This is a genomic window from Rathayibacter rubneri, from assembly GCF_023743255.1.
GTDB classification, from domain to species: domain Bacteria; phylum Actinomycetota; class Actinomycetes; order Actinomycetales; family Microbacteriaceae; genus Rathayibacter; species Rathayibacter rubneri.
This window is the reverse complement of record NZ_JAMRYM010000063.1, coordinates 1-22,526: the sequence shown is the minus strand read 5'-3', so window position 1 is coordinate 22,526 and position 22,526 is coordinate 1. Positions and strand designations below refer to the sequence as shown.

Below are 22,526 nucleotides of genomic sequence, written 5' to 3'. Positions count from 1 at the left end.
GAGACGGGGCGGACGGCTCCGCCCGGGTCGGTCGGAGCGGGCTCGGGCGGGAGGATCCCGGCGGAGCGGGAGGCGGGCGCGGACGGGATGCCCAGGGTCCCCACGTCGACGGAGTCGTCGTCGACGGGCGCCGGAGCGGTCGAGCGGCGCAGCGGAGGGGCGGGCGGATCCAGCCGGACACCGTCCGGAATCCGCGTCGGTGCGGTGTCGCTGGCGCGCGGCACGTACTGCGCCGAGTCCCTCGCCGCGTCGAGCGCGGTGCGGGGAACGGGTCCGGTGCCGGTGTCGGGCTGTTCGTCGTTGCGCTCATCCATGCGAACGAGCCTCCTTCCGCTTGCGGTCAGTGTACCGGCGCCCCCTTCCGAGGCGCCGGGCCTTGGAGTGCGCTGGTCCCGACTGCTAGGAGGCGCCGGGACGACCTGCGACCGGGTCGGCGCGCAGGGAACGGTTAGGTTCTCCCCCCTTGGTGAAAGTAAAGTAACCAGCCATGCATGTACTCAGCGTGAGCTCCCTCAAGGGCGGCGTCGGCAAGACCACGGTGACCCTCGGCCTCGCGTCCGCCGCGTTCTCCAAGGGTCTGCGAACGCTCGTGGTCGACCTCGACCCGCAGTCCGACGTCTCCACCGGGATGGACATCAATGTCGCCGGTCATCTGAACATCGCCGACGTGCTCACGTCGCCGAAGGAGAAGATCGTCCGCTCGGCGATCGCCCCCTCGGGCTGGACGAAGGAGCACCACGGCACGATCGACGTGCTGATCGGCAGTCCGTCCGCGATCAACTTCGACGGACCCCACCCGAGCATCCGCGACATCTGGAAGCTGGAGGAGGCGCTCGCGAGCGTCGAGGCCGACTACGACCTCGTGCTCATCGACTGCGCCCCCTCGCTCAACGCCCTCACGCGCACCGCGTGGGCGGCGAGCGACCGCGTCGCCGTCGTCACCGAGCCCGGCCTCTTCTCGGTGGCCGCGGCCGACCGCGCTCTGCGCGCCATCGAGGAGATCCGGCGCGGCCTGAGCCCCCGGCTCCAGCCGCTCGGCATCATCGTGAACCGCGCCCGCGTGCAGTCGCTCGAGCACCAGTTCCGGATCAAGGAGCTGCGCGACATGTTCGGCCCCCTGGTCCTCAGCCCTCAGCTGCCCGAGCGCACGTCGCTCCAGCAGGCGCAGGGCGCGGCGAAGCCGGTGCACGTGTGGCCCGGCGAGAGCGCGCAGGAGATGGCGCACAACTTCGACCTGCTGCTCGACCGGGTCATCCGCACGGGCCGCATCGGCGAGCAGGTTCCGGCGGCGAAGTAGGGGCTCCCCCTCCCTCCTCGATCACGGCGTCGCAGCTCCGGCTGCGGCGCCGTCGTCGGGCGGGCTGGTCGGCGCGGCGATGGCGACTGCTGGCGCTGGTGGATCTCGATACGCCCGCTGCTCGGGCTACTCGATCAGCAGGGGCAGGCGGGTGCCTGCGCAGGTGTTCGGAGCGGCGGTCAGCCGACCTTGCGGGAGGCGCGGCGCTGAGCGAGCTCGTCCGAGGGATCGACGGACTGGTCGCCGAGGTCGACGAGGCTGGACTCGACCTCGCGGAGCACCTTGCCGACGGCGATGCCGAAGACGCCCTGTCCGCGGCTGAGGAGGTCGATGACCTCGTCGTTGGAGGTGCAGAGGTAGACGCTCGCCCCGTCGCTCATCAGCGTGGTCTGCGCGAGGTCGTCGACCCCGGACTCGCGGAGCTGGTTGACGGCCGTACGGATCTGCTGGAGCGAGATGCCGGTGTCGAGGAGCCGCTTCACGAGCTTGAGCACGAGGATGTCGCGGAATCCGTAGAGGCGCTGCGTGCCCGAGCCGGAGGCCCCTCGCACCGTGGGCTCGACGAGCTCGGTGCGCGCCCAGTAGTCGAGCTGGCGGTAGGTGATGCCCGCGGCACGTGCGGCGACGGCGCCACGGTAGCCCGCGTGCGCGTCGAGATCGGGCAGTCCGTCGGTGAACAGGACGAGGTCGCGCTGGCCGCTGACGTCGCGGCTGACTTCTCTCATCCCGTGGCCTTCCGGATCCGAAACGCCGGATCGTCCGAACGCGCTCCCTACGGTACTCACCCGGGGGTGCCGAGTAAACGACATCGGCTCCCGGGCCGCGGCGTGTCGTCTCGACGGTCGGATCAGGAGCGCGAGATCCGCGTGAGGGCGCTGCGGACCATCGCCTGGCGGATGGTGCCCAGCTGTGCCGCGAGCCCCATCGCGTTCTCGGCGGCTCCCGCGGAACCGGAGGCGTCGCCCCGGCGCGCACTGGAGGCGACGACGCTCTCGATCAGCGACATCTCGCGCTCCACGGCGACGCGCAGCGGTCGGAGGTGGCGCGGCTCGATGCCCGAGCGGCCGAGCTCGACGAGGGCCTTGAGGGTCGTCACGGCCTCCTCGCCGTAGAACTCGCCGCCGCGCACGAGGCCGGCGGAGATCGCCTCCTGGAGGAGCGCGGTGCTCGCGCCCGCCTCCTGCGCGAGCTGATCGCGGGTGAGCCGCGTGGCAGGAGCGAGGAGCGAGGCGGGGGCGCCGCCCACTCCGCTCGGGAGCACGGGCTCGCGGCCCGCGTCGACGTCGTCCAGGTAGCCCCGGATGACCTTCAGCGGGAGGTAGTGGTCGCGCTGGAGCGCCAGGATCATGCGCAGGCGCTCGACGTCGGCCGAGGAGAACTTGCGGTAGCCGGACTCGGTGCGGGCGGGCGACACGAGTCCCTGCTCCTCGAGGAAGCGCAGCTTGGACGGGGTGACGTCCGGGAACTCGGTCGTCAGCCGGGACAGGACCTGCCCGATGCTCAGCAGAGCGGCCGGACCGGACGCGAGCGCCCGGGCGGTGGATCGCCCCACGGTCTACGCGTCCGGAGCGGCGACGAGGTCGGCGCGGGACGCGTAGAAGGTGAGCCGGAACTTGCCGACCTGCACCTCGGAGCCGTCGGTGAGGAGTGCGGACTCGATGCGCACGCCGTCGAAGTAGGTGCCGTTGAGCGAGCCGAGGTCGCGGACTTCGAAGCCGGTGCCGCGACGGACGAACTCCGCGTGGCGGCGCGAGACGGTGACGTCGTCGAGGAAGATGCCCGCGTCGGGGTGGCGGCCGACCGTGGTCGAATCGGTGTCGAGGAGGAAGCGCGCCCCGGTGTTGGGACCGCGGCGGACCACCAGCAGTGCGGATCCCGAGGGCAGCGCGCGCACCGCTTCGGCCTCCTCGCGGGAGGCGCGGTTGTCGAGCGCAGCGAGCTGCGCACCGATGTCGTCGGTGAACGTGAGCGTCGTGTCCGTCGAGGGCTCGACGGACTCGGACTTCAGCGGTTCGGTGGATGATGCTCCACGGACGGGCTCGACCAAGACGTACCTCCTATCCGTTCAGCGTATCGGAATCCGGGCGGGCGCCGGACCCGGACTTCGCGTCGCGCACCCCCCGGACGAGCCCGGCGGTCTGCACGGCGTAGACGACGCCGGCCCACCAGTACAGGAACGCGCCCCACAGCGCGAAGGCCCACGCGATCGGCAGCGAGGCCGGCGCGAGGGCCGGGAACGCCTGCCCCAGCATGATCAGCGGCAGCGCGTAGAACAGGCAGAAGGTGGCGAACTTGCCCAGGTGGTGCACGGGCAGCGGACCGTACCCCGTGTTCGCGAGGATCACCGCGAGCACGACGAGCATCAGATCGCGGGCGACGAGCACTGCGACCAGCCACCACGGCACGAGCTCGCGGAAGGCCAGGCCGAGCACGGTCGCGAAGATGTAGAGGCGGTCGGCGGCCGGATCGAGGATCCGCCCGAGGCGCGTCATCTGGTCGAAGCGGCGCGCGATCCAGCCGTCGAGGTAGTCGGTGAGGCTCGACACCACGAGGGTGAGCAGCGCCAGCGCGTCCTCCCCCTCGATCACGAGGACGAGGAAGACCGGCACCAGGGCGAGGCGGACCATGCTCAGGACGTTCGGCACCGTCCAGATCCGGTCCTCCCCCGTGCGCGCCATGCGCCCAGCCTACGGGCGGGCCCCCGGCGCGCGGTCAGCGCTTGTCGCGCCAGACCCGCTCGAACGGCAGGCGCCAGGCGTGCGGCGCGATCAGCTGGTGGATCGCGTTCGGCCCCCAGGAGCCCGGCGCGTAGAGGCGGACGGGCGGCGGGTCCTGGAGCAGGGGGGCCGACACCTCCCACAGCCGCTCGATGCCCTCGGCGGTCGTGAAGAGGGTGTGGTCGCCGCGCATGGCGTCGAGGATCAGCCGCTCGTAGGCCTCGAGGGCGTCGCCCGCGCGGTCGGTCTCCTGCAGCGCGAACTGCATGCTGAGCTTGTCCAGGCGCATGCCGGGTCCCGGGCGCTTGCCGTAGAACGACAGCGAGACCTTGGAGGCGTCGGCGAGGTCGAACGTTAGGTGGTCCGGCCCGTGGGCGCCGACTCCGGAGCCCTGCGGGAACATGCTCTTCGGGGGCTCGCGGAACGCGATCGAGATGATGCGCTGGCCCTCGGCCATGCGCTTGCCGGTGCGGAGGTAGAACGGCACTCCCGCCCAGCGCCAGTTGTCGATCTCGCACTTGAGGGCGACGAAGGTGTCGGTCTCGGAGTCGGGGGCCACGCCAGGCTCCTCGCGGTAGCCGATGTACTGGCCGCGCACGACGTTCTCGGGGTTCAGCGGGCGCATCGAGCGGAAGACCTTGTTCTTCTCCTCGCTGATGGCCTGCGGCTCGAGCGCCGTCGGCGGCTCCATCGCCATGAACGCGAGGACCTGGAAGAGGTGCGTGACGACCATGTCCTTGTAGGCGCCGGTCGACTCGTAGAACTCGGCGCGGCGGTCCAGCGTCAGCTTCTCGGGGATGTCGATCTGGACGTGGTCGATGAAGTTGCGGTTCCAGATCGGCTCGAAGAGGCCGTTGGCGAAGCGGAAGGCGAGGATGTTCTGCGCCGGCTCCTTGCCCAGGAAGTGGTCGATCCGGAAGATCTGCTCCTCGTCGAACGTCTCGTGCAGCTCGGCGTTGAGGACGACGGCGCTCTCGAGGTCGACGCCGAAGGGCTTCTCCATGATGATGCGGGAGCGCTCGACGAGGCCGGCCTCGGCGAGCATCCGGACGACCGACAGCGCGGCCTTGGGCGGCACGCTGAGGTAGTGCAGCCGGCTCACGTCGGGGCCCAGCTCCTTCTCGGCGGTCTTCACGGCCTCGGCCAGTGCGGCCGGACCCGCCGACTGCGGCACGTAGCAGAGCTTCGAGGCGAACTCGTCCCACTGGGCGCGGGTCAGCGAGCGGCTGCCGAACTCGTCGTACGCCAGCTTCGCGAAGGCGCGGAACGACTCGTCGTCGTGCTCCTCGAGGGAGGTCCCGACGATCCGGACGTCCGGCGCGAGGGAGGACAGCGCGAGGTGCGCCATGCCGGGGATGAGCTTGCGCCGGGCCAGATCGCCGACCGCTCCGAAGAGCACGACGACGTGGGGCGCGGCCTGCTCGGTCTGGACGGCGGGCGCTGAGGGTGCGGGTGTCACGGTCACACCTCCGATCATTCCATTCCGAAAAGGGACCGGGGCGTCATCTCCCGGAGACGCACCGCCGCTAATGTCTCTCACGTGCCTCCGATCTCCGACGCGCCAGCCGCGACCGCAGCACCCGCCCCCTCCTCCGCCGACGGCACCGTCGCGCCGCCCCTGGACGACCGCATCCGTGCGGACGTCCACCTCCTGGGCGAGCTCCTCGGCCAGGTGCTCCGCGAGTCCGGGGACCCGTCCCTGTACACCGACGTGGAGCGCCTGCGCGCACTGACGATCAGCGCGTACGACAGCGGGAGACCCGAGGACCTGGCCGACGCGGAGGCGTTCGTCGCCTCGCTCTCGGCCGAGCGGGCCGAGGAGGTGGCGCGCGCCTTCACGTGCTACTTCCACCTGGTGAACGTGGCGGAGGAGTTCCACCGCGTCCGCGTGCTCCGCAAGCGCGAGGCCGACGCCGGCGCGCAGTCCCCGGAGGACTCGATCACCGCGTCGATCGCCACCCTCACGGCCGAGCTCGGCGAGGAGGAGGCCTTCGACCGCCTCTCCCGCCTCGAGTTCCGCCCGGTGCTCACCGCGCACCCCACCGAGGCCCGCCGCCGCGCGGTCGCCTCGACCATCCGCCGCATCAGCGCGCTGCTCGAGCAGCGCGACGACCCGCGCACGGGCGGCGTGGTGCTGCTCGAGAACCGCCGCCGCCTGCTGGCCGACGTCGACACGCTGTGGCGCACCGCGCCGCTGCGCGAGTCGAAGCCGTCGCCGCTGGACGAGGTGCGCACGGCCATGAGCGTCTTCGACGAGTCGCTCTTCTCGGTCCTCCCCCGCGTCTACCGCCGCCTCGACGACGCGCTCCTCGGCGAGGCCTCCGGCACCCGCGCCCCGATCGCCCCCGCGTTCGTGCGGCTCGGCACCTGGATCGGCGGCGACCGCGACGGGAACCCGTTCGTGACCGCCGAGACGACCCTGGAGGCCGTCGGCATCGCCTCCGAGCACGTGCTGATGGGCCTCGAGCGGGTCGCGCGCCGCGTGGGCCGGGCTCTGACCCTCGACGCCGCGACCACGCCGCCCTCGGAGGCCGTCCTCGCCCTCTGGTCGGCCTGCACCGAGCGGGCGCCCGAGCTCGCGGCCGACATCGCCGACCGCTCCCCCAACGAGACGCACCGCCGCGTGCTGCTCTTCGCGGCCGAGCGGCTCGCCGCGACGCGCTCCGGCGGGCGGCTCGCCTACTCCGCCGCCGCCGAGCTGATGAGCGACCTGCGCACGCTGCAGGAGTCGCTCGTGGCGGCCGGCGACGCCCGCTCCGCGTACGGCGACCTGCAGAACATGATCTGGCAGGTCGAGACCTTCGGCTTCCACCTCGCCGAGATCGAGGTGCGCCAGCACTCCAAGGTGCACCGCGAGACGATCGCGGCCATCGAGGCCGGCGGGGAGCTCGACGAGCGCAGCGAGGAGGTGCTCGCCGTCTTCCGCGCGATCGCCACGGTGCAGGAGCGCTTCGGCGTGAACGCCGCGCGGCGCTACATCGTCTCGTTCACGCAGTCCTCGGACGACCTGCGGACCGTGTTCGAACTCGCCGAGGCGGCGACGGAGGGGCACCCCCCGGTCATCGACGCCGTCCCGCTCTTCGAGACCTTCGCCGACCTGGACGCGTCGACGGACATCCTCGCCGAGATGATCCGGCTGCCGCAGGTGCGCAAGCGCCTCGACGAGACCGGGAACCGCCTCGAGGTCATGCTCGGCTACTCCGACTCGTCGAAGGACGTCGGACCGGTCTCGGCGACCCTCGCGCTCTACGACGCCCAGGCGCGGATCGCGCAGTGGGCCGAGGACGAGGGCATCGTGCTCACGCTGTTCCACGGCCGTGGAGGGGCGCTCGGCCGCGGCGGCGGACCCGCCAACCGCGCCGTCCTGGCCCAGCCCCCGGGATCCGTCGACGGCCGCTTCAAGCTGACCGAGCAGGGCGAGGTGATCTTCGCGCGCTACGGCAACCCGGACATCGCGACGCGGCACATCGAGCAGGTGGCGGGGGCGACGCTCCTCGCCTCCTCCCCCTCGGTGGGCGACCGCAACGCCGAGGCGGCCGACCGCTTCCGCGACGTCGCGGCGACGATGGACCGCGAGTCGCGCAAGCGCTTCTTCGAGCTCGTGAAGGCCGACGGCTTCGCGCCGTGGTTCGCCCGGGTCACTCCGCAGGAGGAGGTCGGACTGCTCGCGCTGGGCTCGCGCCCCGCCCGACGCGGCCTCTCGGTCGAGTCGCTCGAGGACCTGCGGGCGATCCCGTGGGTGTTCGCCTGGACCCAGGCCCGGGTGAACCTCACCGGCTGGTTCGGTCTCGGCAGCGCCCTCGAGGCGGTCGGCGACCTGGAGCTGCTGCGCTCGGCGTACTCGTCGTGGCCGCTGTTCACCACGATGATCGACAACGTCGAGATGTCGCTCGCGAAGACCGACGAGGGCATCGCCCGCCGCTACCTGGCCCTCGACTCGCGGGAGGACCTCGCGGGCCTGGTGCTCGACGAGATGGAGCGCACTCGTCGCTGGGTGCTCTCGATCACCGGCGAGGAGAGCCTGCTCACCGGGCACCGGGTGCTGGGCCGCGCCGTGCGCCTGCGCACGCCCTACGTCAACGCGCTGTCGCTCCTGCAGCTGCGCGCCCTCCGCGCGCTGCGCACGGACCCGGGCGGATCGGGCACCGAGCAGAACCAGCGCCTGCTGCTGCTGGCCGTCAACGGCGTCGCGGCCGGCCTGCAGAACACGGGCTGATCGGACACTGCCGAACGACGGAACCCCCGCGACCATCCGGTCGGCGGGGGTTCCGTCGTTCGTGCTCGGATCAGCCGGCCGCTGTCGCGATCGGATCCGTCCGGATCAGATCTGGGCGCCGTCGGCGAACTGCTCGGGGCCGGCCGCCGCCTGAGCGGCCTTCGCCTCGTCGTACTGGCGGCGCACCTCGACCATGTCGAGGCCGCGGACCTGCTCGATCAGGTTGTCGAGCGCGGGAGCGGGGAGGGCGCCGGGCTGCGCCATCAGCGGGATGCCGTCGCGGTAGACGACGAGGGTCGGGATGGAGGAGATGCCGTAGCTCGCGGCGAGCTGCTGCTGGTCCTCCGTGTCGACCTTCGCGAAGACGATGTCGGAGTTCTTGTCGCTCGACGCCTCGAAGACCGGGGCGAACTGGCGGCACGGGCCGCACCAGGCCGCCCAGAAGTCGATGAGGACGATGCCGTCGGAGACGGTCTCGTCGTGGGAGTCGAGGGTCATCGCAGTCGTAGCCATGCCGGATCCAACCCCCGACGGCGCCGGGCTATTCCCGGTGGCCCGGCCGGTCCTCCGCGGCGAGGCGGTCGAGCAGCGTGCGCGGCCCGACGGCGCTCGCGCCCAGCTCCTCGATGCGGGATACGAGCCCGCGGTCGGCGGTGACGACGCGGGCCGGGGCGTGCAGACCCGCGACCAGGGCGACGATCGCGTCGTCGCCGGAGCCCTCGGCCGACTCGATGCGGAGGCGGCCCGGCACGGCGGCGGCCAGGGCCGTGTCGGTGTCCGCGTCCCGCGCGGCTCCCTCGAGCACGACCGCGATCAGCGGCCAGACCCGGTCGGCGTCGACGCCGAGCACGGCCCCGGGCAGCCCCTCGGCGCTCAGCCGGGCGAGGCCGAGCAGGAGGCGCTCGGCCGCTCCGGCGCGGTCGCGCCACCATCCGTCGGGCCGGGAGCCGACGACGTTCGCGGCGTCGACGACGAGCACCGGGAGCGCGGCGCCGAGGTCGCGGAGCCCGCTCCAGGAGGCGCCAAAGCCCGGGTGGAGCGGGAGCGAGTCCACGTCGTCCGGAGCGACCCAGCGCAGCTCGGTGCTCTCGGCGTCGGTGATCACGGGCTCGAAGTGCTCGAGCGCGTGCGCGAGGACCGTCGTGTAGCTCCACGGACCGATGGTCACGACGCTCGCGGCGTCGGGCACGACGATCCCGACCGGGACGCCCGCCTCCTCGGCCGACTCGCGCAGTGCCGCCTCGAACGCGCTCTCCTCCGGGTGCCGAGCGCCTCCGGGCAGACCCCACGTGCCGCCGAAGTGGCTCCACGCGACGCGGTGCTGCAGGAGGATCCGGCCGTCGGGATCGCGCAGCAGCAGTCCGGCGGCGCCGAAGCGGCCCCAGAACCGGCGCCCGTCCCCGATCTCGACCCAGCCGTCGCCGAGCGACGCGTCGAAGGGGTGGCGCGGAAGGGCGGCGTCGCCGCCGCTGTCGTTGCCGGTCATGCCCTCCAGCCTGGCACACCGCGCCGGGCGAGCCGGACGGCGGGACGCCGCGTGACTGGCAGAATCGGACGATGCGCCGCTCGGGAGTCCTCCGTCTCGCGACCGTGCTCTGGATCGGCGTGATCGCGCTGATCACGCTGACGCCGGCCCCGTACCCGGCCGGTGAGCCGTCGGAGCTCGTGCGCTCGATCATCGCGTTCCTCGGGTCCACTCCGCTGACCGCGTGGTTCGACTACGACGTCGCCGAGTTCACCGCCAACGTGCTGATGCTCGTGCCGCTGGGCGCCCTGCTCGCCGCGCAGCTCCCCCCTCGCCGTCGCCTCCTCGCCGCGCTGATGGGGCTCGGCGTCTCGGTGCTCGTCGAGACGATCCAGCTGCTCTGGCTGCCGTCGCGCGTCGCGGACGTCCGCGATCTCGTGTCGAACGGGCTCGGGTCGCTCCTGGGCGCCCTGCTCGTGATCGTGCTCCTGCCCCGCCCCGCCACCCGCCGCTCCGCCCGGAAGGACCGCACCGCCCATGCCTGCTGAGACCCTCGTCCTGCTCGATCGCCCGTCCGCCGAGGCGCCGGCCCGCGGGCTCCCGTCCTCCGTCGTCGTGGACCCGAGCGGAGTGGGCGGCATCGACGTCACCGACCTGGGCTTCACCCGGGGCGACGGCGTCTTCGAGACGATCAACCTGGTCGACGGCCGGCTGCAGGCGCTCGACGCCCACCTCGACCGCTTCGCGAGCTCGGCGCGGATGCTGGAGCTGCCCGCGCCGGACCGCGAGGCGTGGCTCCTCGCGATCGGGACCGCGGTCGCCGCGCACCCCCCGGTGCCGGAGGCGATGGTGAAGACGATCCTGACTCGCGGCCTCGAGGGCACCGGGCGGCCCACGGGCGTCGTCTTCGTGCAGACGAGCCCGGACTTCACCTCCGCGAGGCGGGACGGGGTGCGCATCGTGCTGCTGGACCGCGGCCTCCGCTCCGACGTGCGCGAGACGTCGCCGTGGCTGCTCGCCGGGGCGAAGACGCTGTCGTACGCGGTGAACCGCGCGGCCGCCCGGGAGGCGGCGCGCCGCGGAGCCGACGACGCCCTGTTCGTCTCGAGCGACGGCTATCTGCTGGAGGGTCCGACGTCGAACCTCGTGCTGCTCTCGGACGGCGTTCTGCTGACTCCGCCGCCGAGCCTCGGGCTCCTGCCCGGGACGACGCAGGCGGACCTCTTCGCGCTGGCCCCGGGACTCGGGCTGGACGGCGCCGTCCGCGCTCTGCGCGGGGAGGACCTGGAGGCCGCTGACGCCGCGTGGCTGGTCTCGAGCGCGCGCAACGCCGCCCCGATCCGCGCCGTCGACGGACGGGAGCGCCGCGTCGACCAGGCCCTGTCGGCCCGGATCAACGCGGCGCTGCTCGCCCGCTGACGTCGAGATCGATCCGGGGCCGAGTGCTCAGGACGCTCAGGAGAGGTCGGTGACGTCCGTCGTCGTGCGGCTGATCATGCCGCCGCGCACGCGGACGGCGGCCGGATCGAGATCGACGCCCTCGCGCTGATCCGCGGCCTCGTCGTTGATGACGGCTGAGACCAGGCCGCGCCAGTCGGTGCCCTCGGCGACGGCGTCCTCGGAGCCGAGTCGGCTGGAGACGAACACGGCCTCCGACTCCTCGCCGGAGTGCGAGATGACGGCCAGCTTGCCGACCGCGCGACCGTCGGGGTGGCGGACCTGCCACTCCTCGTGGCCCGACGGGACGAGGGAGAAGGTGCCTCCGGCGTGCTCGAAGGGCGTGTCGCGCAGCTCGGACGGCAGACCGCTGTGCGGCGGTGCACCACGGGTGGGGACGCCGGTGCCGCCCTCGGAGGAGCGGGCGCTCGTCGTGCTCATCCCCACGTCGGCCGACGTGCCGGCCGCGGTGCTCGTCGCGGTGCCCTCCGCGACGGGAGCGTTCTCCTGGCCGGTGTAGGTGCTGCCGTTGGGGTTCGATCCGGTGTTGATGCCGTCGGTGCTCATGAGGTTCTCCTTGTCGGGCGGTCCGGGAGGACCGCGTCGTGCTCGGGTTCGTAGACTGGTGGGATGCAGATCCCGGTCACCGGCGCCGTGCGCGTGGACGCCTGGCTGTGGGCGGTCCGCGTGTACAAGACGCGCTCGGCCGCGACCTCGGCGGCGCGCGCCGGCCACATCCGCGTGAACGGCGAGCGCGCGAAGGCGGCGCAGACCGTGAAGGTCGGCGACGAGGTCCGCGCGCGCATCGCCGGGTTCGACCGGCGGCTGATCGTGCGCGGCCTGATCGTGAAGCGCGTCGGCGCGCCGATCGCCGCGGAGTGCGCGGAGGATCTCACTCCGCCGCCCCCGCCGCGCGAGTCGGCGCCCGCGATCATCGAGCGCGACCGGGGTGCCGGGCGGCCGACGAAGCGCGACCGCCGCGAGATCGAACGCCTGCGCGGCTTCTGAGGGTCACGGCGCGAGGGCCCGCAGCCGCTCGAGGAGGCCATCGGCCGCCTCGTCGAGGAAGCGCTGCTGGAGCTCGTCCCCGACCTGCACCAGGGCGATGTCGGTGAAGCCCGCCTCGATGTAGGGGACGAAGCTCTCGGCCAGCTCGTCGAGATCGGGGCCGCAGGCGATCTGCTCGGCGACGTCCTCGGGACGGACGAACTTCGACGCTCCGGAGAAGCCCGCCGGGGTGGGCAGATCGGCGTTCACGGACCAGCCGCCGGCGAACCAGCGGAACTGCCCGTGTGCGAGGGCGATGCCCTGCTCCTTGTCGGGAGCCCAGCAGATCGGGATCTGGCCGATGGTGCGCGAGGGCGCGGCGTCCGCTCCGCGGACCGCGGTCCACTGCGAGATCAGTTCGGCGTCGGGCTCCGTGGTGATGAGGTGGTCGCCCAGCGGGGCGAAGCGCTCGATCGACTTCTCGCCCGACACGGCGAGGCCGATCTCGACGGGCTCGTCGGGCAGATCCCAGATGCGCGCCGAGTCGACGCGGAAGTACTCGCCCTCCCAGGTGACCAGCTCGCCGGTGTGCAGCGCGCGGATGATGTGCACCGCCTCCTCGAGCATGTCCTGGCGGACCGAGACCGCGGGCCACCCCTCGCCGACCACGTGCTCGTTGAGGTTCTCCCCCGAGCCCAGGCCCAGGGTGAAGCGGTCGTCCGAGAGGATCGCGAGCGTCGCCGCCTTCTGCGCGACGACCGCGGGGTGGTAGCGGATCGTGGGGGCGGTGACGTAGGTCGTGAGATCGATGGTCGAGGTGGCCTGCGCCACCGCGCCGAGCATCGTCCAGGCGTAGGAGGCGTGACCCTGCTCGGTCAGCCACGGCGAGTAGTGGTCGCTCGAGACCGCGAACTCGAAGCCGTGCCGCTCGGCGTCGACCGCGTAGCCGACCAGTTGCTTGGGTCCGCTCTGCTCCGTCATCAGGGTGTATCCGAATCGCACCATGGTCGCTCCTCGTTCCGCTCGTGGGGCGTGCCCGCGGGCACCGTCCCATCGTGCGCGGACACCCCGGCGCGTGCTAACCCCTTGCACGGCTCGGCGGAGGCGGCTAGCGCGGCGTCAGACGAAGCGGACGCGGTTCTGCACGCGGGTGCGGACCTCGAACGACTCGCCGTAGCCGCCGAGCCGATCGTCCGTGCCCGAGCGCAGCAGCTGCGGCAGGAGCGAGCGCCGGATGACCACGGCGCCCTGGTGGCGGCCCCGCTCGACCTGCTCGTAGGGCTGCTCGAGCCCGTCGTCCGGCACCACCACCACGCTCGCCGAGAAGCGGACGCCGAGCTCGCGGCCGAGGCGCCGCGCCGCCTTGGACAGCGACGTGATCGGCTTCTCGTCCTCCCGGATGCCCGGGCCCTCGAGCTCGCCCTTGCGCAGGCGGACGGGGTCGCCCCAGTCTGCCGAGGTGAGCGCGAGCAGGCCCGACGGTCCGAGGACGACGTGGTCGACCTTCAGCCCGCCGTCGCCCACGGCGACGTCGTTCCAGACCGTGTACGCGATGCCGAGCGAGGCGACGAGGGACGCGGTGGCCTCCTCGGCCTGCGCCTTCGCCAGCCAGCTGCGCACCTCGCGCGGGGCCGAGCGGACGATCGCGGGGTCGAACGGATCGTCGACGTCGACGCCGCGGCCGAGCCACTCGCGCACGAGGCGCAGGTAGTACTCGCGCGCTGCTCCGCCCGGGTGGCCGTAGGAGCGGGCCCGGACGGCAGAGGCCGTCTGCGGGCGGGGCGAGCCGGTGTAGGGCGATTGCGGCGACTGCGCACCCGGAGCGGGAGCACCGCGGTCGTAGTCGCTCCGCGCGGAGGCGCTGCCGATCCGCTCCCAGGCGAGCTGGACGGCGTGGAAGGAGGCGGCGTCCCCGCCCGTGTCGGGGTGGGTCTCGCGGAGCAGGCGGCGGTACGCCTTTCTCAGCTCGTCGTCGGACGCGGTGGCGGGGACGCCGAGGACCTCGTAGGGCGTGCGGGCGGCGTGGCTGTCGGGCATGGTCTTCCGGAGGGGTCGGGGGCGGTGCGGGCACCGGGTCCTCGAGCATATCGGCGGGGGCCGGGTGCCCGATGGGAGCCCGCACTGCGCCCGCTCTGAACGGGCCGGGAGCGGCGGCTCAGCCCTCGGCGAGCATCTCGCGCACCATCGGGATCACGCGCGTCCCGTAGAGCTCGAGGTTGTGCATGATCGCCGCGTGCGGGAGGGTGCCCGCGCTGTACTTGAGGTCGAAGCGGTCGATGCCCAGGGCGCCGATCGTGTTCGCGATCTTGCGGGCCACGGTCTCGGGCGATCCCACGTGCAGGGCGCCGTCGGGGCCCGCCTCCTCCGCGAAGCGCTCGGGGGTGAGCGGGGACCAGCCGCGCTCGCGGCCGATGGCGTCGGCCATGCCCTTGTAGTGCGGGAAGTAGAGCTCGCGCGCCTCCTCGTCGGTGTCGGCGACGAAGCCCGGCGAGTGCACGGCGACCGGGAGCCGGGGCTGCTCGAGCTGGTCGAGCGCACGGCCGAACAGGTCGACGTAGGGGCGGAACCGCGCGGGCGAGCCGCCGATGATCGCGAGCACGAGCGGGAAGCCGAAGCGCGCCGCGCGCACCACGGACTCCGGGCTGCCGCCGACGCCGATCCAGGTGCGCAGGCGCCGCCCGCTCTCGACGGACGGGTAGACGCTCTGCTGGGTCAGCGCGGCGCGGGTGCGCCCCTCCCAGGTGACCGGACCGCCCTCGACGAGCGCGTGGAACAGCTCCAGCTTCTCCTCGAAGAGCAGCTCGTACTGCGACAGGTCGAGACCGAAGAGCGGGAACGACTCGGTGAAGGAGCCGCGGCCGAGGATGACCTCGGCACGGCCGCCGGAGAGGCCGTCGAGCGTCGCGAAGCGCTGGTAGACCCGCACCGGGTCGTCGGAGGAGAGGACCGTGACCGCGGAGCCGAGGTGGATGCGCTCGGTCCGGCCCGCGATCGCGGCGAGGACCACGTCGGGCGCGCTGACCGCGAAGTCGGCGCGGTGGTGCTCGCCGATGCCGAAGAAGTCGATGCCGACGGCATCCGCGTGGACGCCCTCCTCGACGACGTCGCGCAGCACCTGGCCGTGCGGGAGCAGGGCGCCGTCGGCGCCGCGGGTGACGTCGCCGAACGTGTCGACTCCGAACGTGACTTCATGCGTACTCATGGACTTCTGCAACCTCCCGGCGACGCGGGCTATTCCTCGTCGGTGCTGTTCAGGACGATATCGGCCTCGTCGGCCTCCGGCGGCACGATCCCGGCGGCGACCGCCGGCTCGCGGTACGCGCGGCCGAGCGTGGCCGTCGTGTCGTGGGCGTTCAGACCGCTCGGGTTGGGGAGCACCCAGAGCGGGACCCCGGCGATGCCCTCCTCCTGACGGCCCTGCTCCGCGGCGCGGCGGCCGAACGCCGCGCGGAAGGCGGTGATGCCGACCATCGCGACGACCGACGGGCGGACGCGCTCGACCGTGGCGACGAGGCGGTAAGCTCCCGCGCGGAGCTCGTCGGCGGTCAGCTCGTCGGCGCGGGCGGTGGCGCGAGGAGCGAGATTGGTGATGCCGATGCCGCGCTCGATCAGGAGGCGCCGGTCGTCGTCGCTCATCCCCTCCGACACGCGCATCGGCCGCTCGAGGATCCCGGCCGCGAGCAGCGCCGGGTAGAAGCGGTTGCCGGGATGGGCGAAGTGCGCCCCCGTGGCGGCCGTCCGAAGTCCGGGGTTGATGCCGACGAACAGGAGCCGGACGCGGGGCCCCAGCAGGTCCTCGACGGTGCGGTCGCGGAACGAGGCGAGCTCGGCGCGGGTGAACGGCATGACTCCATCCTGCCGCGCGGGCGTCCGCACGTGCTCGCCGTGCGCCGCGCGGGGTGGAAGCATGGAGGCATGACGAACGCATCCCAGGACCACCCGATCCAGCACGGCAGCGACGACGCGGTCGAGGACGAGAAGGTGCAGGGGATCCTGCTCCAGGTCGCCGGAGACCTCCAGCTGCGACCCGACGAGGACCCGGAGGCGCTGCTGCGCCAGCGGCTGCGCGACACCCGCATCGAGATCCCGGAGGAGAGCATCCCCGGGCTCGTCAAGCGGATCCCCGGGCTGGACGAGCGCAGCGACGGCGAGATGAACCCCGGAGCGCACTGACCCGCTACTCCGGGACCGCCGGGCCTTTGCGGTGGTGGTCGAAGACGATGCTCGTGCGGGTCGACGCCACCGCCGGGTGCGCCGACAGGTTCGACACCACGAAGTCGCGCACGTCGTTCGAGTCGCGGACCGCGACGTGGATGATGAAGTCCTCGGAGCCGCCGAGGAAGAACAGCTGGACGACCTCGGGCAGCGCCCGGATCTCGTCGGCGAACCGCGTGATCGCCTGACGCTGGCCGACGCGGATGCTCACGCTGATCAGGGCCTGCAGCGTGAGCCCGAGCGCGGCCGGGTCGAGCTCGGCGGTGAAGCCCGTGATGATGCCGCGGTCGACGAGGGAGCGCACCCGCGCGACGCACGTGGACGCGGCGATGCCCGCCTGCTCGGCGAGCCGGCTGTTGGGCGTCCGGGCGTCCGTGCGCAGCAGCCGGACGAGCGTGCGATCGACGGGGTCGAGGTCGCCGAGGTCGTGCAGATCCTTCGGTCGCATCGGCTCCACTCCCCCTCGGACCGCTGATCCTGCGGATCTGACGGTGATCTTCGATGATCCTGCGGAACGTCATCTGTTCGGAACACGATCTTCGCACGATAGGACCGACGTCGGCGCAGGATCGGCGTCCACCGCCCAGCGTCGGGCGCCGCACCTCGGGCGCCTGCGAGTCGAGGAGCCGTCATGCGCATCGGGATCCCCAGCGAGATCAAGAACAACGAGAGCCGCGTCGCCGCGACGCCCGCCGGCGTCCACGAGCTCGTCCGGCGCGGGCACGACGTGCTCGTGCAGTCGGGCGCGGGCCTGGGCTCGCACCTCGGCGACGAGGACTTCACCGCCGCCGGAGCCCGGCTCGCCGCGGACGCCGACGAGGTCTGGGGCGAGGCGGACCTGATCCTGAAGGTCAAGGAGCCGATCGAGGCGGAGTACCCGCGGATGCGCGCGGGTCAGGTGCTCTTCACCTACCTCCACCTGGCGGCGTCGCGCGACTGCACCGACGCGCTGCTCGCCTCCGGCACCACCGCGATCGCCTACGAGACGGTGCAGCTGCCCGACCGCCGGCTGCCGCTGCTCTCGCCGATGAGCGAGGTCGCAGGGCGCCTCTCGATCACCGTCGGGGCCTACCACTTGATGAGCCCGACCGGCGGCCGCGGCACCCTCCTCGGCGGAGTGCCCGGCACGCCGAAGGCGAAGGTCGTGGTGATCGGCGGAGGAGTCGCCGGAGAGCACGCCGCGGCCAACGCCCTCGGGATGGGCGCGGACGTCACCGTCGTCGACCTGTCGCTCCCCCGCCTCCGCGAGCTCGAGAACCGGTTCGGCGGCGCCGTGCAGACCCGGACGTCGTCGGCCTACGAGATCGCCGACCAGGTCGCGGGGGCGGATCTGGTCGTCGGCTCCGTCCTGATCCCGGGGGCGCGCGCTCCGAAGCTCGTGACGGACGAGATGGTCGCTGCCATGAAGGCGGGGTCCGTGCTCGTCGACATCGCGATCGACCAGGGCGGCTGCTTCGAGGGCTCGCGGCCGACCACGCACGACGACCCCGTCTTCGCGGTGCACGACAGCGTCTACTACTGCGTGGCGAACATGCCCGGCGCCGTTCCCGAGACCTCGACGCGCGCCCTCACGAACGCGACGCTCCCCTACGTCGTGGCTCTGGCCGACCGCGGGTGGGAAGCGGCGCTGACGGCCGACCCGTCCCTCGCGAAGGGCCTCAGCACGCACGAGGGGCACGTGGTGAACGCGGCGGTCGCGGAGGCGTTCGGGCTGCCCGTCACCCGCGTGGACGAGCTGCTGGGCGCGAGGCACGGCGGCTGAGCGCCCACACCGCCGCTCCCGCTGCGAGCACGGCGGCGGAGAGGCCGACGACGTGGAGGACCAGGGACGGCGTGCCGTTCGCGGGCAGCAGGAAGCCGTAGGGGACCCAGCCATCGGTGCGTCCGCGGATCAGGACGACGACGAGCCACACGAGCGGGTGGACCAGGACAACGGGCAGGGCGGACCAGCGCAGCCGGCGGCGGTCGGGGACCAGCGCCCAGTCGAGGACCGCGAGCAGCGGGAGCACGACGTGCAGGAGCACGCTGACCCAAGGCGGTGCGGAGCCGGTGCCCGGGACGAGGGTGTTGTAGATCGCGCCGACCACGATCAGCGACGCCGTCGCGATGCCCCGGACGAGATCGAACGCCGGCGACGAGCGGAGCCCGGCGATCGCGGTCGCGCCGGACGCGAGGAGCACGACGGCGAGGAGGGCGCTCGTCTGGTTGGTGAAGTAGCCGAAGTAGTCGAACGGGTTGCCGTCGCCGGCGGCGAGGCGGAGGCCGTAGGCGTAGCCGAGGACCGCGAGGACGACGAGGGCCGTGGAGATCCGCAGCACGGCCACGGCGACCGGGGTCGACGCACCGGCGGGCCCGTCGCTCATGCGGCGCTCGGGGGGTCGTCGTCCCCGGCCTCGCCGCGCCGGGTCGGCCACCCCGGTCCCTCGCTGCGGAGCCGTCGTGGATCGTCGCTCGGCGCCCCGTCGGCCCGCGGGCCGGCCGGCGCTCCGGACCGGTGGATCAGGAGCCGGACCTGCCGCACGACTCCCAGCACCACTCCGGCGCCGAACAGCGGCAGACCGAGCAGGAGCACGAACCACAGCGGGGCGTGGCGGCGCGAGCCGCCGATGTCGGCCCGGAGGTCCCAGCCCGCGTCGGCCGCCAGGACCACGATCGCGAGCACGAAGACGGCGCTGACGAGCGACAGCGCCCAGGGGTGCTCCAGGAGGTGGGCCTGCGTGCGGTGCGAGCGCGTCCCCCTGGCCATGACCCGATCCTACAAACGGACGCGGGCGCGGGCCGCCGTGCCCGCCCACGAGGAGCGGCCGCGCACCGCATCACGTGCCGGGCTCGGCCCCCGCTGAGCGGTAGTCGACCGCCCACGCCGCCCCGAGCGCGAACAGGGTGGAGACCCCGTGGTGCTCCATGGCGGCGGCGACCCGACGGCGACCGGTGCGCGGGTTGATGCCGAGCCGGTAGGACGCGGTCTCGAGGGTGATGCCCGTGCGCATGAGGCGCAGGAGCGGGGTCCAGTGCTCCTCGACGGCGTCGACCGGGACGGCCTGGCGCCAGAGCTCCTCGAAGTACGAGCCGACCAGTCCGGCGAGGGCGGGATGCCGCAGGCCCAGCACGCTCGTCGGGCGGGTCTCGCCCCACTCGAACGGCACCGCCAGGTACTCCCCGTCGACCCAGAACCAGCTGGGCGGGGTCTCGAGCAGCCGGTACTCCACGCCCGCCTGCTGGTACGCCTCGATCCGGGCGAGCACCCGCGGGTCGCGGATCCCCTCGGACGGGATGATGACGCGCACGCGGTCCTTGGCGGCCAGCGCGCGCCCGAAGCGCAGGGCCCGCTCGGTCGGCGGATCGAGGAACCGCTCGACATCCGGCAGGACCGCGATGAGGGTGCCGGAGTCGCGGCGGACGAGATCGAACCAGAGGTCCTCGGAGGCGTGGGGTCCGTGGCGCAGGAGGGTGGGCACGAGGTCGCCGGACACCTCGCCGACCGACCAGGCTCCGAGCAGGCCCTGCAGCTCCGCCACGATGCCCTCGATGCCGTCGGTGGACTCCCGGGTGGCGCGGCGGGCCGCTTCGGTGTGCTGCGCGATGCGCGAGCCGGCCCACTCGGCCGGCGGGACGTAGGAGAGCAGCTCGCCCTCGCCCGCCAGCAGCCCCCGGCCGCGGAGCCGCTCGGCCCCCGCCGCCACCTCGGACGGATCGAGGTGCGTGAGCTCGGCCGCCTCGGCCAGAGTGCCCGGGCGGCCGCGGTGCAGCGCTGCGAGCAGATTCTCGTCGTCCATCGGTCTCCAGTGCTCGGCGGGCCCTGGGACGACAGTGCCCTGATGCGGACACGGGTGCAAGCGGAACTCGCTCCAGGGCCGGCCCGGAGCGGACAGGCCGCCCGGAACGGAGCGGATCGGGCGAGCCGGGGCGCCGGGTCAGCCCAGACCCAGCCGCTCGACGATCTCCGCGATCTCCTCCTCCGGGGCCCTGCCGACGTCGACCGCGATGTGGCGCTCGTCGTCGCCGAGCGGCTCGAGCAGGCCGAACTGCGAGTCCAGGAGTGCCGCGGGCATGAAGTGGTCCAGCCGTGAGGCCAGACGATCGGCGACGACCTCCTTCGACCCGGCGAGGTGCACGAACACCAGGTCGTCGCGGCGGAGGATATCGCGGTAGCTGCGGCGCAGGGCCGAGCAGGTGACGACGACGGGGCGGCCGGTGCCGATCCGCTCGTCCACCTCTCGGGCGATCTCGGCCAGCCACGGCCCCCGGTCGACGTCGGTCAGGGGTGTTCCGGCCGCCATCTTCTCGACGTTGGAGCGCGGATGCAGATCGTCGCCCTCGAGGAAGCTCCAGTGCAGGAATCCGGCGAGCAGGGCCGCGACGGTGGACTTCCCGCTGCCGGACACCCCCATGACGACGATCGCGCGGACCGGCGCGGTGAGCGGCTGCGACATCAGAGGCCTCCTGCTATCAGGCGCGGGTCGGACGCCCGGGCGGGCCCGCTCACCGGGACCGTCGGCCGTCGCGGAGTCGACGTCGTGAGAGTCCGGCGGAGGCCGGCTGAGGAGGGAGTCGGTGTCATGAGCGTCCTTGATCGGCCCGAGGTGTCGGACGGCGCCCGGGGGCGTTATGTCCGACATTACCCGGATGCTCGGCCGTCGTGTCCGGTGATCGACGCGGCGGCGAGCGGATCTTGGAAGGATGTCCCCATGACCGCGACGCCGACCTCCCTGCACCACGCGGTGCTCGACGAGCTCGGCTCGCAGATCGTGCGCGGCGAGCTGGCGCCGGGAACGGCGTTCAGTGCCGACGAGCGGGCGGAGCGCCGCGGGGTGTCCCGGTCGGTGATGCGCGAGGCCGTCCGGGTGCTGGAGTCGCTCGGACTGGTCACCTCTCGCCGCCGCTCGGGAACGCGGGTGGAGCCCGCGGAGTCGTGGAACGCGCTGGATCCGCGCGTGATCGCCTGGACCCTGGACGGACCCGACCGCCAGCGGCAGCTGCACCAGCTGAGCCAGCTCCGCCTGGGCGTGGAGCCGCTGGCCGCACGGCTCGCGGCCGTCAACGCGACGTCCGCGCAGCGGGAGACCCTGACGGAGGCCGTGCGCACGATGTCCGTGCACGCGGGCTCGGCCGACGGGCACGACTACCTCGCCGCGGACACCGCCTTCCACCGGACGCTCCTGGCGGCGTCCGGCAATCGGATGCTCGCGCAGCTCGCCGATCTGGTGGCCGAGGTGCTCTCCGGGCGCACCCGCCACGCTCTGATGCCGCACGAGGCGGACAGCGAGGCCGTTCGGCTGCACCGCGCCGTCGCGATCGCCGTCGCGGAGGGGGACGGAGTCGCCGCGGAGGCCGCCATGCGCGCGATCGTGGAGGAGTCGGATCGGGCGGCGCAGTCGTCCTGAGGATCGGGGCTCGCTGAAGGCCCGGACCTCGGACCGGCGGGGCTGACCGACGGGGCTTACCGGTGGGGCTGACCGGCGGAGAGCGCGCGTCACCGGCACACGCCTGCTGTTCGGGCGCCAGGGAGCGGACGGGGAGCGGCCCGGCGTGCGGCGGGATCTCGCCCGCCGCAGGGAGCGGGCAGGTCGGCCATCCGCTGTCCCCGTCAGAACGGCAGTGGCGACTCCTCGAATCGCGGGGATCGCTGCGGGGACGGCTCGACGAGGGCGGGTGGTCGGGTGGTGATGCGGCGTCCGGTGGGGGTGGTCCAGTCGGCGGTGCCGTCGGGGTGGAGGACGTAGGTCCAGCGGTCGCCGTGGCGGACGTGGTGGTGGGCGACGCAGAGCGAGGCGAGGTTCTCGAGCGCGGTCTCGCCGCCGTGGCGCCACTCGATCGTGTGGTCCGCCTCCGTCCTGGCCGCGACCCGGGTGCAGCCGGGGAAGCGGCAGGTCTGGTCCCGCAGCTGTAGCGCGAGGCGCATCTGCGGCGGAGGCACCCGGTGGGTGCGTCCGACCGACACCGCCGCCCCGGTCTGCGGATCGGTGAGGACACGGGTGAACGAGACGGCGACTCCGGCCAGCTCGCGGGCCGCACCCGCGGGAATCGGGCCGTAGCCGTCGAGCACCGCGGGCGCCTCGTCGAGTCCGGCGGCGGTGCTCGCCGCCAGGGTCAGCCGCACCTCGGCGCGCACCCCGGGCACGAACGTCGAGACCGCCGGCTCCCCGCCGGGAGCGGTGCCCGCGACGTCGCCGTCGCACAGCAGATCGGCCA

Annotated in this window: 27 protein-coding genes; 8 read left to right on the top strand and 19 right to left on the bottom strand. The window is 73.1% G+C overall.

Translation table 11 applies throughout. The features are described 5' to 3' along the window. The coding region (locus tag NB037_RS13445; protein WP_251946521.1) for a hypothetical protein at nt 1–314 on the bottom strand (314 nt) is incomplete at its 3' end. A 173-nt stretch (nt 315–487) separates the two neighbouring features. Here NB037_RS13445 and NB037_RS13440 point away from each other — a divergent pair. Continuing rightward, entirely contained in the window at nt 488–1,297 is an 810-nt protein-coding gene (locus NB037_RS13440; RefSeq protein WP_097166986.1) for a ParA family protein, read from the top strand. 179 nt (nt 1,298–1,476) lie between these two features. On the opposite strand, the gene NB037_RS13435 is transcribed toward NB037_RS13440, so the two are convergent. From NB037_RS13435 to zwf, 5 genes are all read right to left on the bottom strand, one after another. Beyond that, nucleotides 1,477–2,022 carry a MerR family transcriptional regulator gene (locus tag NB037_RS13435; protein ID WP_251946519.1) on the bottom strand — a complete coding sequence of 182 codons (546 nt, stop codon included), beginning with the start codon at nt 2,020–2,022 and terminating at the stop codon, nt 1,477–1,479. Between the two features lie 122 nt (nt 2,023–2,144). Then, nucleotides 2,145–2,849: a transcriptional regulator FtsR gene (gene ftsR, locus NB037_RS13430; RefSeq protein WP_251946516.1), complete on the bottom strand. Its 705-nt coding sequence runs from the start codon at nt 2,847–2,849 to the stop codon at nt 2,145–2,147. Between the two features lie 3 nt (nt 2,850–2,852). Beyond that, on the bottom strand, nt 2,853–3,305 hold the full coding sequence (locus tag NB037_RS13425; protein ID WP_242683311.1) for an FHA domain-containing protein: 453 nt from the start codon (nt 3,303–3,305) through the stop codon (nt 2,853–2,855). Nucleotides 3,306–3,354: 49 nt separating this feature from the next. Further along, on the bottom strand, nt 3,355–3,975 hold the full coding sequence (locus tag NB037_RS13420) for a CDP-alcohol phosphatidyltransferase family protein (protein WP_251946514.1): 621 nt from the start codon (nt 3,973–3,975) through the stop codon (nt 3,355–3,357). A gap of 34 nt (nt 3,976–4,009) precedes the next feature. Next, nucleotides 4,010–5,473, bottom strand: coding sequence for a glucose-6-phosphate dehydrogenase (gene zwf / locus NB037_RS13415; RefSeq protein WP_251946512.1), 1,464 nt, complete (start codon nt 5,471–5,473; stop codon nt 4,010–4,012). A 159-nt stretch (nt 5,474–5,632) separates the two neighbouring features. Here zwf and NB037_RS13410 point away from each other — a divergent pair, with 159 nt between their 5' ends. Beyond that, complete coding sequence (locus NB037_RS13410; protein WP_251946523.1) at nt 5,633–8,230, top strand: phosphoenolpyruvate carboxylase; 2,598 nt, start codon at nt 5,633–5,635, stop codon at nt 8,228–8,230. 105 nt (nt 8,231–8,335) lie between these two features. Here NB037_RS13410 and trxA read toward each other — a convergent pair whose 3' ends face one another. Then, nucleotides 8,336–8,743 carry a thioredoxin gene (gene trxA, locus NB037_RS13405; RefSeq protein WP_207406336.1) on the bottom strand — a complete coding sequence of 136 codons (408 nt, stop codon included), beginning with the start codon at nt 8,741–8,743 and terminating at the stop codon, nt 8,336–8,338. 28 nt (nt 8,744–8,771) lie between these two features. Continuing rightward, nucleotides 8,772–9,716 carry an NUDIX domain-containing protein gene (locus tag NB037_RS13400; RefSeq protein WP_251946510.1) on the bottom strand — a complete coding sequence of 315 codons (945 nt, stop codon included), beginning with the start codon at nt 9,714–9,716 and terminating at the stop codon, nt 8,772–8,774. Between the two features lie 71 nt (nt 9,717–9,787). Between NB037_RS13400 and NB037_RS13395 the strand changes: the two genes are divergently transcribed. Both NB037_RS13395 and NB037_RS13390 read left to right on the top strand, forming a co-directional pair. Then, nucleotides 9,788–10,243, top strand: coding sequence for a VanZ family protein (locus NB037_RS13395; RefSeq protein WP_251946509.1), 456 nt, complete (start codon nt 9,788–9,790; stop codon nt 10,241–10,243). After that, nucleotides 10,233–11,114 carry an aminotransferase class IV gene (locus NB037_RS13390; protein ID WP_251946507.1) on the top strand — a complete coding sequence of 294 codons (882 nt, stop codon included), beginning with the start codon at nt 10,233–10,235 and terminating at the stop codon, nt 11,112–11,114. Before NB037_RS13395 ends, NB037_RS13390 begins: the two co-directional genes overlap by 11 nt. 36 nt (nt 11,115–11,150) lie before the next feature. On the opposite strand, the gene NB037_RS13385 is transcribed toward NB037_RS13390, so the two are convergent. Beyond that, entirely contained in the window at nt 11,151–11,699 is a 549-nt protein-coding gene (locus NB037_RS13385) for a hypothetical protein (protein ID WP_251946505.1), read from the bottom strand. 63 nt (nt 11,700–11,762) lie between these two features. Here NB037_RS13385 and NB037_RS13380 point away from each other — a divergent pair, with 63 nt between their 5' ends. After that, nucleotides 11,763–12,140, top strand: a complete 378-nt coding sequence (locus NB037_RS13380; RefSeq protein ID WP_055794888.1) for an RNA-binding S4 domain-containing protein — start codon at nt 11,763–11,765, stop codon at nt 12,138–12,140. A 3-nt stretch (nt 12,141–12,143) separates the two neighbouring features. On the opposite strand, the gene NB037_RS13375 is transcribed toward NB037_RS13380, so the two are convergent. From NB037_RS13375 to NB037_RS13360, 4 genes are all read right to left on the bottom strand, one after another. Next, nucleotides 12,144–13,124, bottom strand: coding sequence for a TIGR03557 family F420-dependent LLM class oxidoreductase (locus NB037_RS13375; RefSeq protein WP_251946503.1), 981 nt, complete (start codon nt 13,122–13,124; stop codon nt 12,144–12,146). A 114-nt stretch (nt 13,125–13,238) separates the two neighbouring features. Next, nucleotides 13,239–14,156, bottom strand: a complete 918-nt coding sequence (locus tag NB037_RS13370; protein ID WP_251946501.1) for a J domain-containing protein — start codon at nt 14,154–14,156, stop codon at nt 13,239–13,241. A gap of 118 nt (nt 14,157–14,274) precedes the next feature. Further along, nucleotides 14,275–15,321: an LLM class flavin-dependent oxidoreductase gene (locus tag NB037_RS13365; RefSeq protein ID WP_251946500.1), complete on the bottom strand. Its 1,047-nt coding sequence runs from the start codon at nt 15,319–15,321 to the stop codon at nt 14,275–14,277. A 29-nt stretch (nt 15,322–15,350) separates the two neighbouring features. Then, complete coding sequence (locus NB037_RS13360; protein ID WP_251946498.1) at nt 15,351–15,965, bottom strand: mismatch-specific DNA-glycosylase; 615 nt, start codon at nt 15,963–15,965, stop codon at nt 15,351–15,353. 69 nt (nt 15,966–16,034) lie between these two features. On the opposite strand from NB037_RS13360, the gene NB037_RS13355 reads away from it, so the two are divergent. After that, nucleotides 16,035–16,292, top strand: a complete 258-nt coding sequence (locus NB037_RS13355; protein ID WP_251946496.1) for a hypothetical protein — start codon at nt 16,035–16,037, stop codon at nt 16,290–16,292. 4 nt (nt 16,293–16,296) lie between these two features. On the opposite strand, the gene NB037_RS13350 is transcribed toward NB037_RS13355, so the two are convergent. Then, nucleotides 16,297–16,782: an Lrp/AsnC family transcriptional regulator gene (locus NB037_RS13350; RefSeq protein ID WP_251946494.1), complete on the bottom strand. Its 486-nt coding sequence runs from the start codon at nt 16,780–16,782 to the stop codon at nt 16,297–16,299. Nucleotides 16,783–16,965: 183 nt separating this feature from the next. Between NB037_RS13350 and ald the strand changes: the two genes are divergently transcribed. Then, nucleotides 16,966–18,096, top strand: a complete 1,131-nt coding sequence (gene ald, locus NB037_RS13345) for an alanine dehydrogenase (RefSeq protein ID WP_251946492.1) — start codon at nt 16,966–16,968, stop codon at nt 18,094–18,096. Here the strand turns inward: ald and NB037_RS13340 are convergent. From NB037_RS13340 to NB037_RS13325, 4 genes are all read right to left on the bottom strand, one after another. Further along, nucleotides 18,053–18,697 carry a Pr6Pr family membrane protein gene (locus NB037_RS13340; protein ID WP_251946490.1) on the bottom strand — a complete coding sequence of 215 codons (645 nt, stop codon included), beginning with the start codon at nt 18,695–18,697 and terminating at the stop codon, nt 18,053–18,055. The two genes, ald and NB037_RS13340, sit on opposite strands and share 44 nt — an antisense overlap. After that, complete coding sequence (locus tag NB037_RS13335; protein WP_251946488.1) at nt 18,694–19,080, bottom strand: hypothetical protein; 387 nt, start codon at nt 19,078–19,080, stop codon at nt 18,694–18,696. Before NB037_RS13335 ends, NB037_RS13340 begins: the two co-directional genes overlap by 4 nt. 70 nt (nt 19,081–19,150) lie before the next feature. Beyond that, nucleotides 19,151–20,110 (bottom strand): hypothetical protein, encoded by a 960-nt coding sequence (locus NB037_RS13330; RefSeq protein WP_251946485.1) that lies wholly within the window; start codon nt 20,108–20,110, stop codon nt 19,151–19,153. A gap of 138 nt (nt 20,111–20,248) precedes the next feature. Beyond that, the gene (locus NB037_RS13325) at nt 20,249–20,767 is read right to left on the bottom strand and encodes a gluconokinase (RefSeq protein ID WP_251946483.1); all 519 of its coding nucleotides are present in this window, start codon (nt 20,765–20,767) and stop codon (nt 20,249–20,251) included. A gap of 255 nt (nt 20,768–21,022) precedes the next feature. On the opposite strand from NB037_RS13325, the gene NB037_RS13320 reads away from it, so the two are divergent. Then, nucleotides 21,023–21,718, top strand: a complete 696-nt coding sequence (locus NB037_RS13320; RefSeq protein WP_251946481.1) for a FadR/GntR family transcriptional regulator — start codon at nt 21,023–21,025, stop codon at nt 21,716–21,718. A gap of 203 nt (nt 21,719–21,921) precedes the next feature. On the opposite strand, the gene NB037_RS13315 is transcribed toward NB037_RS13320, so the two are convergent. Beyond that, the coding region (locus NB037_RS13315; RefSeq protein WP_251946479.1) for an HNH endonuclease signature motif containing protein at nt 21,922–22,526 on the bottom strand (605 nt) is incomplete at its 5' end.

Excerpts from the sequence above, each read along its gene's own strand:
- NB037_RS13355 (WP_251946496.1), top strand. The coding sequence starts at position 16,035 with ATGACGAACGCATCCCAGGACCACCCGATCCAGCACGGCAGCGACGAC.
- NB037_RS13435 (WP_251946519.1), bottom strand. The coding sequence starts at position 2,022 with ATGAGAGAAGTCAGCCGCGACGTCAGCGGCCAGCGCGACCTCGTCCTG.
- NB037_RS13365 (WP_251946500.1), bottom strand. The coding sequence starts at position 15,321 with ATGAGTACGCATGAAGTCACGTTCGGAGTCGACACGTTCGGCGACGTC.
- ald (WP_251946492.1), top strand. The coding sequence starts at position 16,966 with ATGCGCATCGGGATCCCCAGCGAGATCAAGAACAACGAGAGCCGCGTC.
- NB037_RS13340 (WP_251946490.1), bottom strand. The coding sequence starts at position 18,697 with ATGAGCGACGGGCCCGCCGGTGCGTCGACCCCGGTCGCCGTGGCCGTG.
- NB037_RS13320 (WP_251946481.1), top strand. The coding sequence starts at position 21,023 with ATGACCGCGACGCCGACCTCCCTGCACCACGCGGTGCTCGACGAGCTC.
- NB037_RS13370 (WP_251946501.1), bottom strand. The coding sequence starts at position 14,156 with ATGCCCGACAGCCACGCCGCCCGCACGCCCTACGAGGTCCTCGGCGTC.
- NB037_RS13400 (WP_251946510.1), bottom strand. The coding sequence starts at position 9,716 with ATGACCGGCAACGACAGCGGCGGCGACGCCGCCCTTCCGCGCCACCCC.
- NB037_RS13380 (WP_055794888.1), top strand. The coding sequence starts at position 11,763 with ATGCAGATCCCGGTCACCGGCGCCGTGCGCGTGGACGCCTGGCTGTGG.
- NB037_RS13420 (WP_251946514.1), bottom strand. The coding sequence starts at position 3,975 with ATGGCGCGCACGGGGGAGGACCGGATCTGGACGGTGCCGAACGTCCTG.
- NB037_RS13390 (WP_251946507.1), top strand. The coding sequence starts at position 10,233 with ATGCCTGCTGAGACCCTCGTCCTGCTCGATCGCCCGTCCGCCGAGGCG.
- NB037_RS13375 (WP_251946503.1), bottom strand. The coding sequence starts at position 13,124 with ATGGTGCGATTCGGATACACCCTGATGACGGAGCAGAGCGGACCCAAG.
- NB037_RS13385 (WP_251946505.1), bottom strand. The coding sequence starts at position 11,699 with ATGAGCACCGACGGCATCAACACCGGATCGAACCCCAACGGCAGCACC.
- trxA (WP_207406336.1), bottom strand. The coding sequence starts at position 8,743 with ATGGCTACGACTGCGATGACCCTCGACTCCCACGACGAGACCGTCTCC.
- NB037_RS13325 (WP_251946483.1), bottom strand. The coding sequence starts at position 20,767 with ATGTCGCAGCCGCTCACCGCGCCGGTCCGCGCGATCGTCGTCATGGGG.
- NB037_RS13440 (WP_097166986.1), top strand. The coding sequence starts at position 488 with ATGCATGTACTCAGCGTGAGCTCCCTCAAGGGCGGCGTCGGCAAGACC.
- NB037_RS13350 (WP_251946494.1), bottom strand. The coding sequence starts at position 16,782 with ATGCGACCGAAGGATCTGCACGACCTCGGCGACCTCGACCCCGTCGAT.
- NB037_RS13330 (WP_251946485.1), bottom strand. The coding sequence starts at position 20,110 with ATGGACGACGAGAATCTGCTCGCAGCGCTGCACCGCGGCCGCCCGGGC.
- NB037_RS13395 (WP_251946509.1), top strand. The coding sequence starts at position 9,788 with ATGCGCCGCTCGGGAGTCCTCCGTCTCGCGACCGTGCTCTGGATCGGC.
- NB037_RS13360 (WP_251946498.1), bottom strand. The coding sequence starts at position 15,965 with ATGCCGTTCACCCGCGCCGAGCTCGCCTCGTTCCGCGACCGCACCGTC.
- NB037_RS13335 (WP_251946488.1), bottom strand. The coding sequence starts at position 19,080 with ATGGCCAGGGGGACGCGCTCGCACCGCACGCAGGCCCACCTCCTGGAG.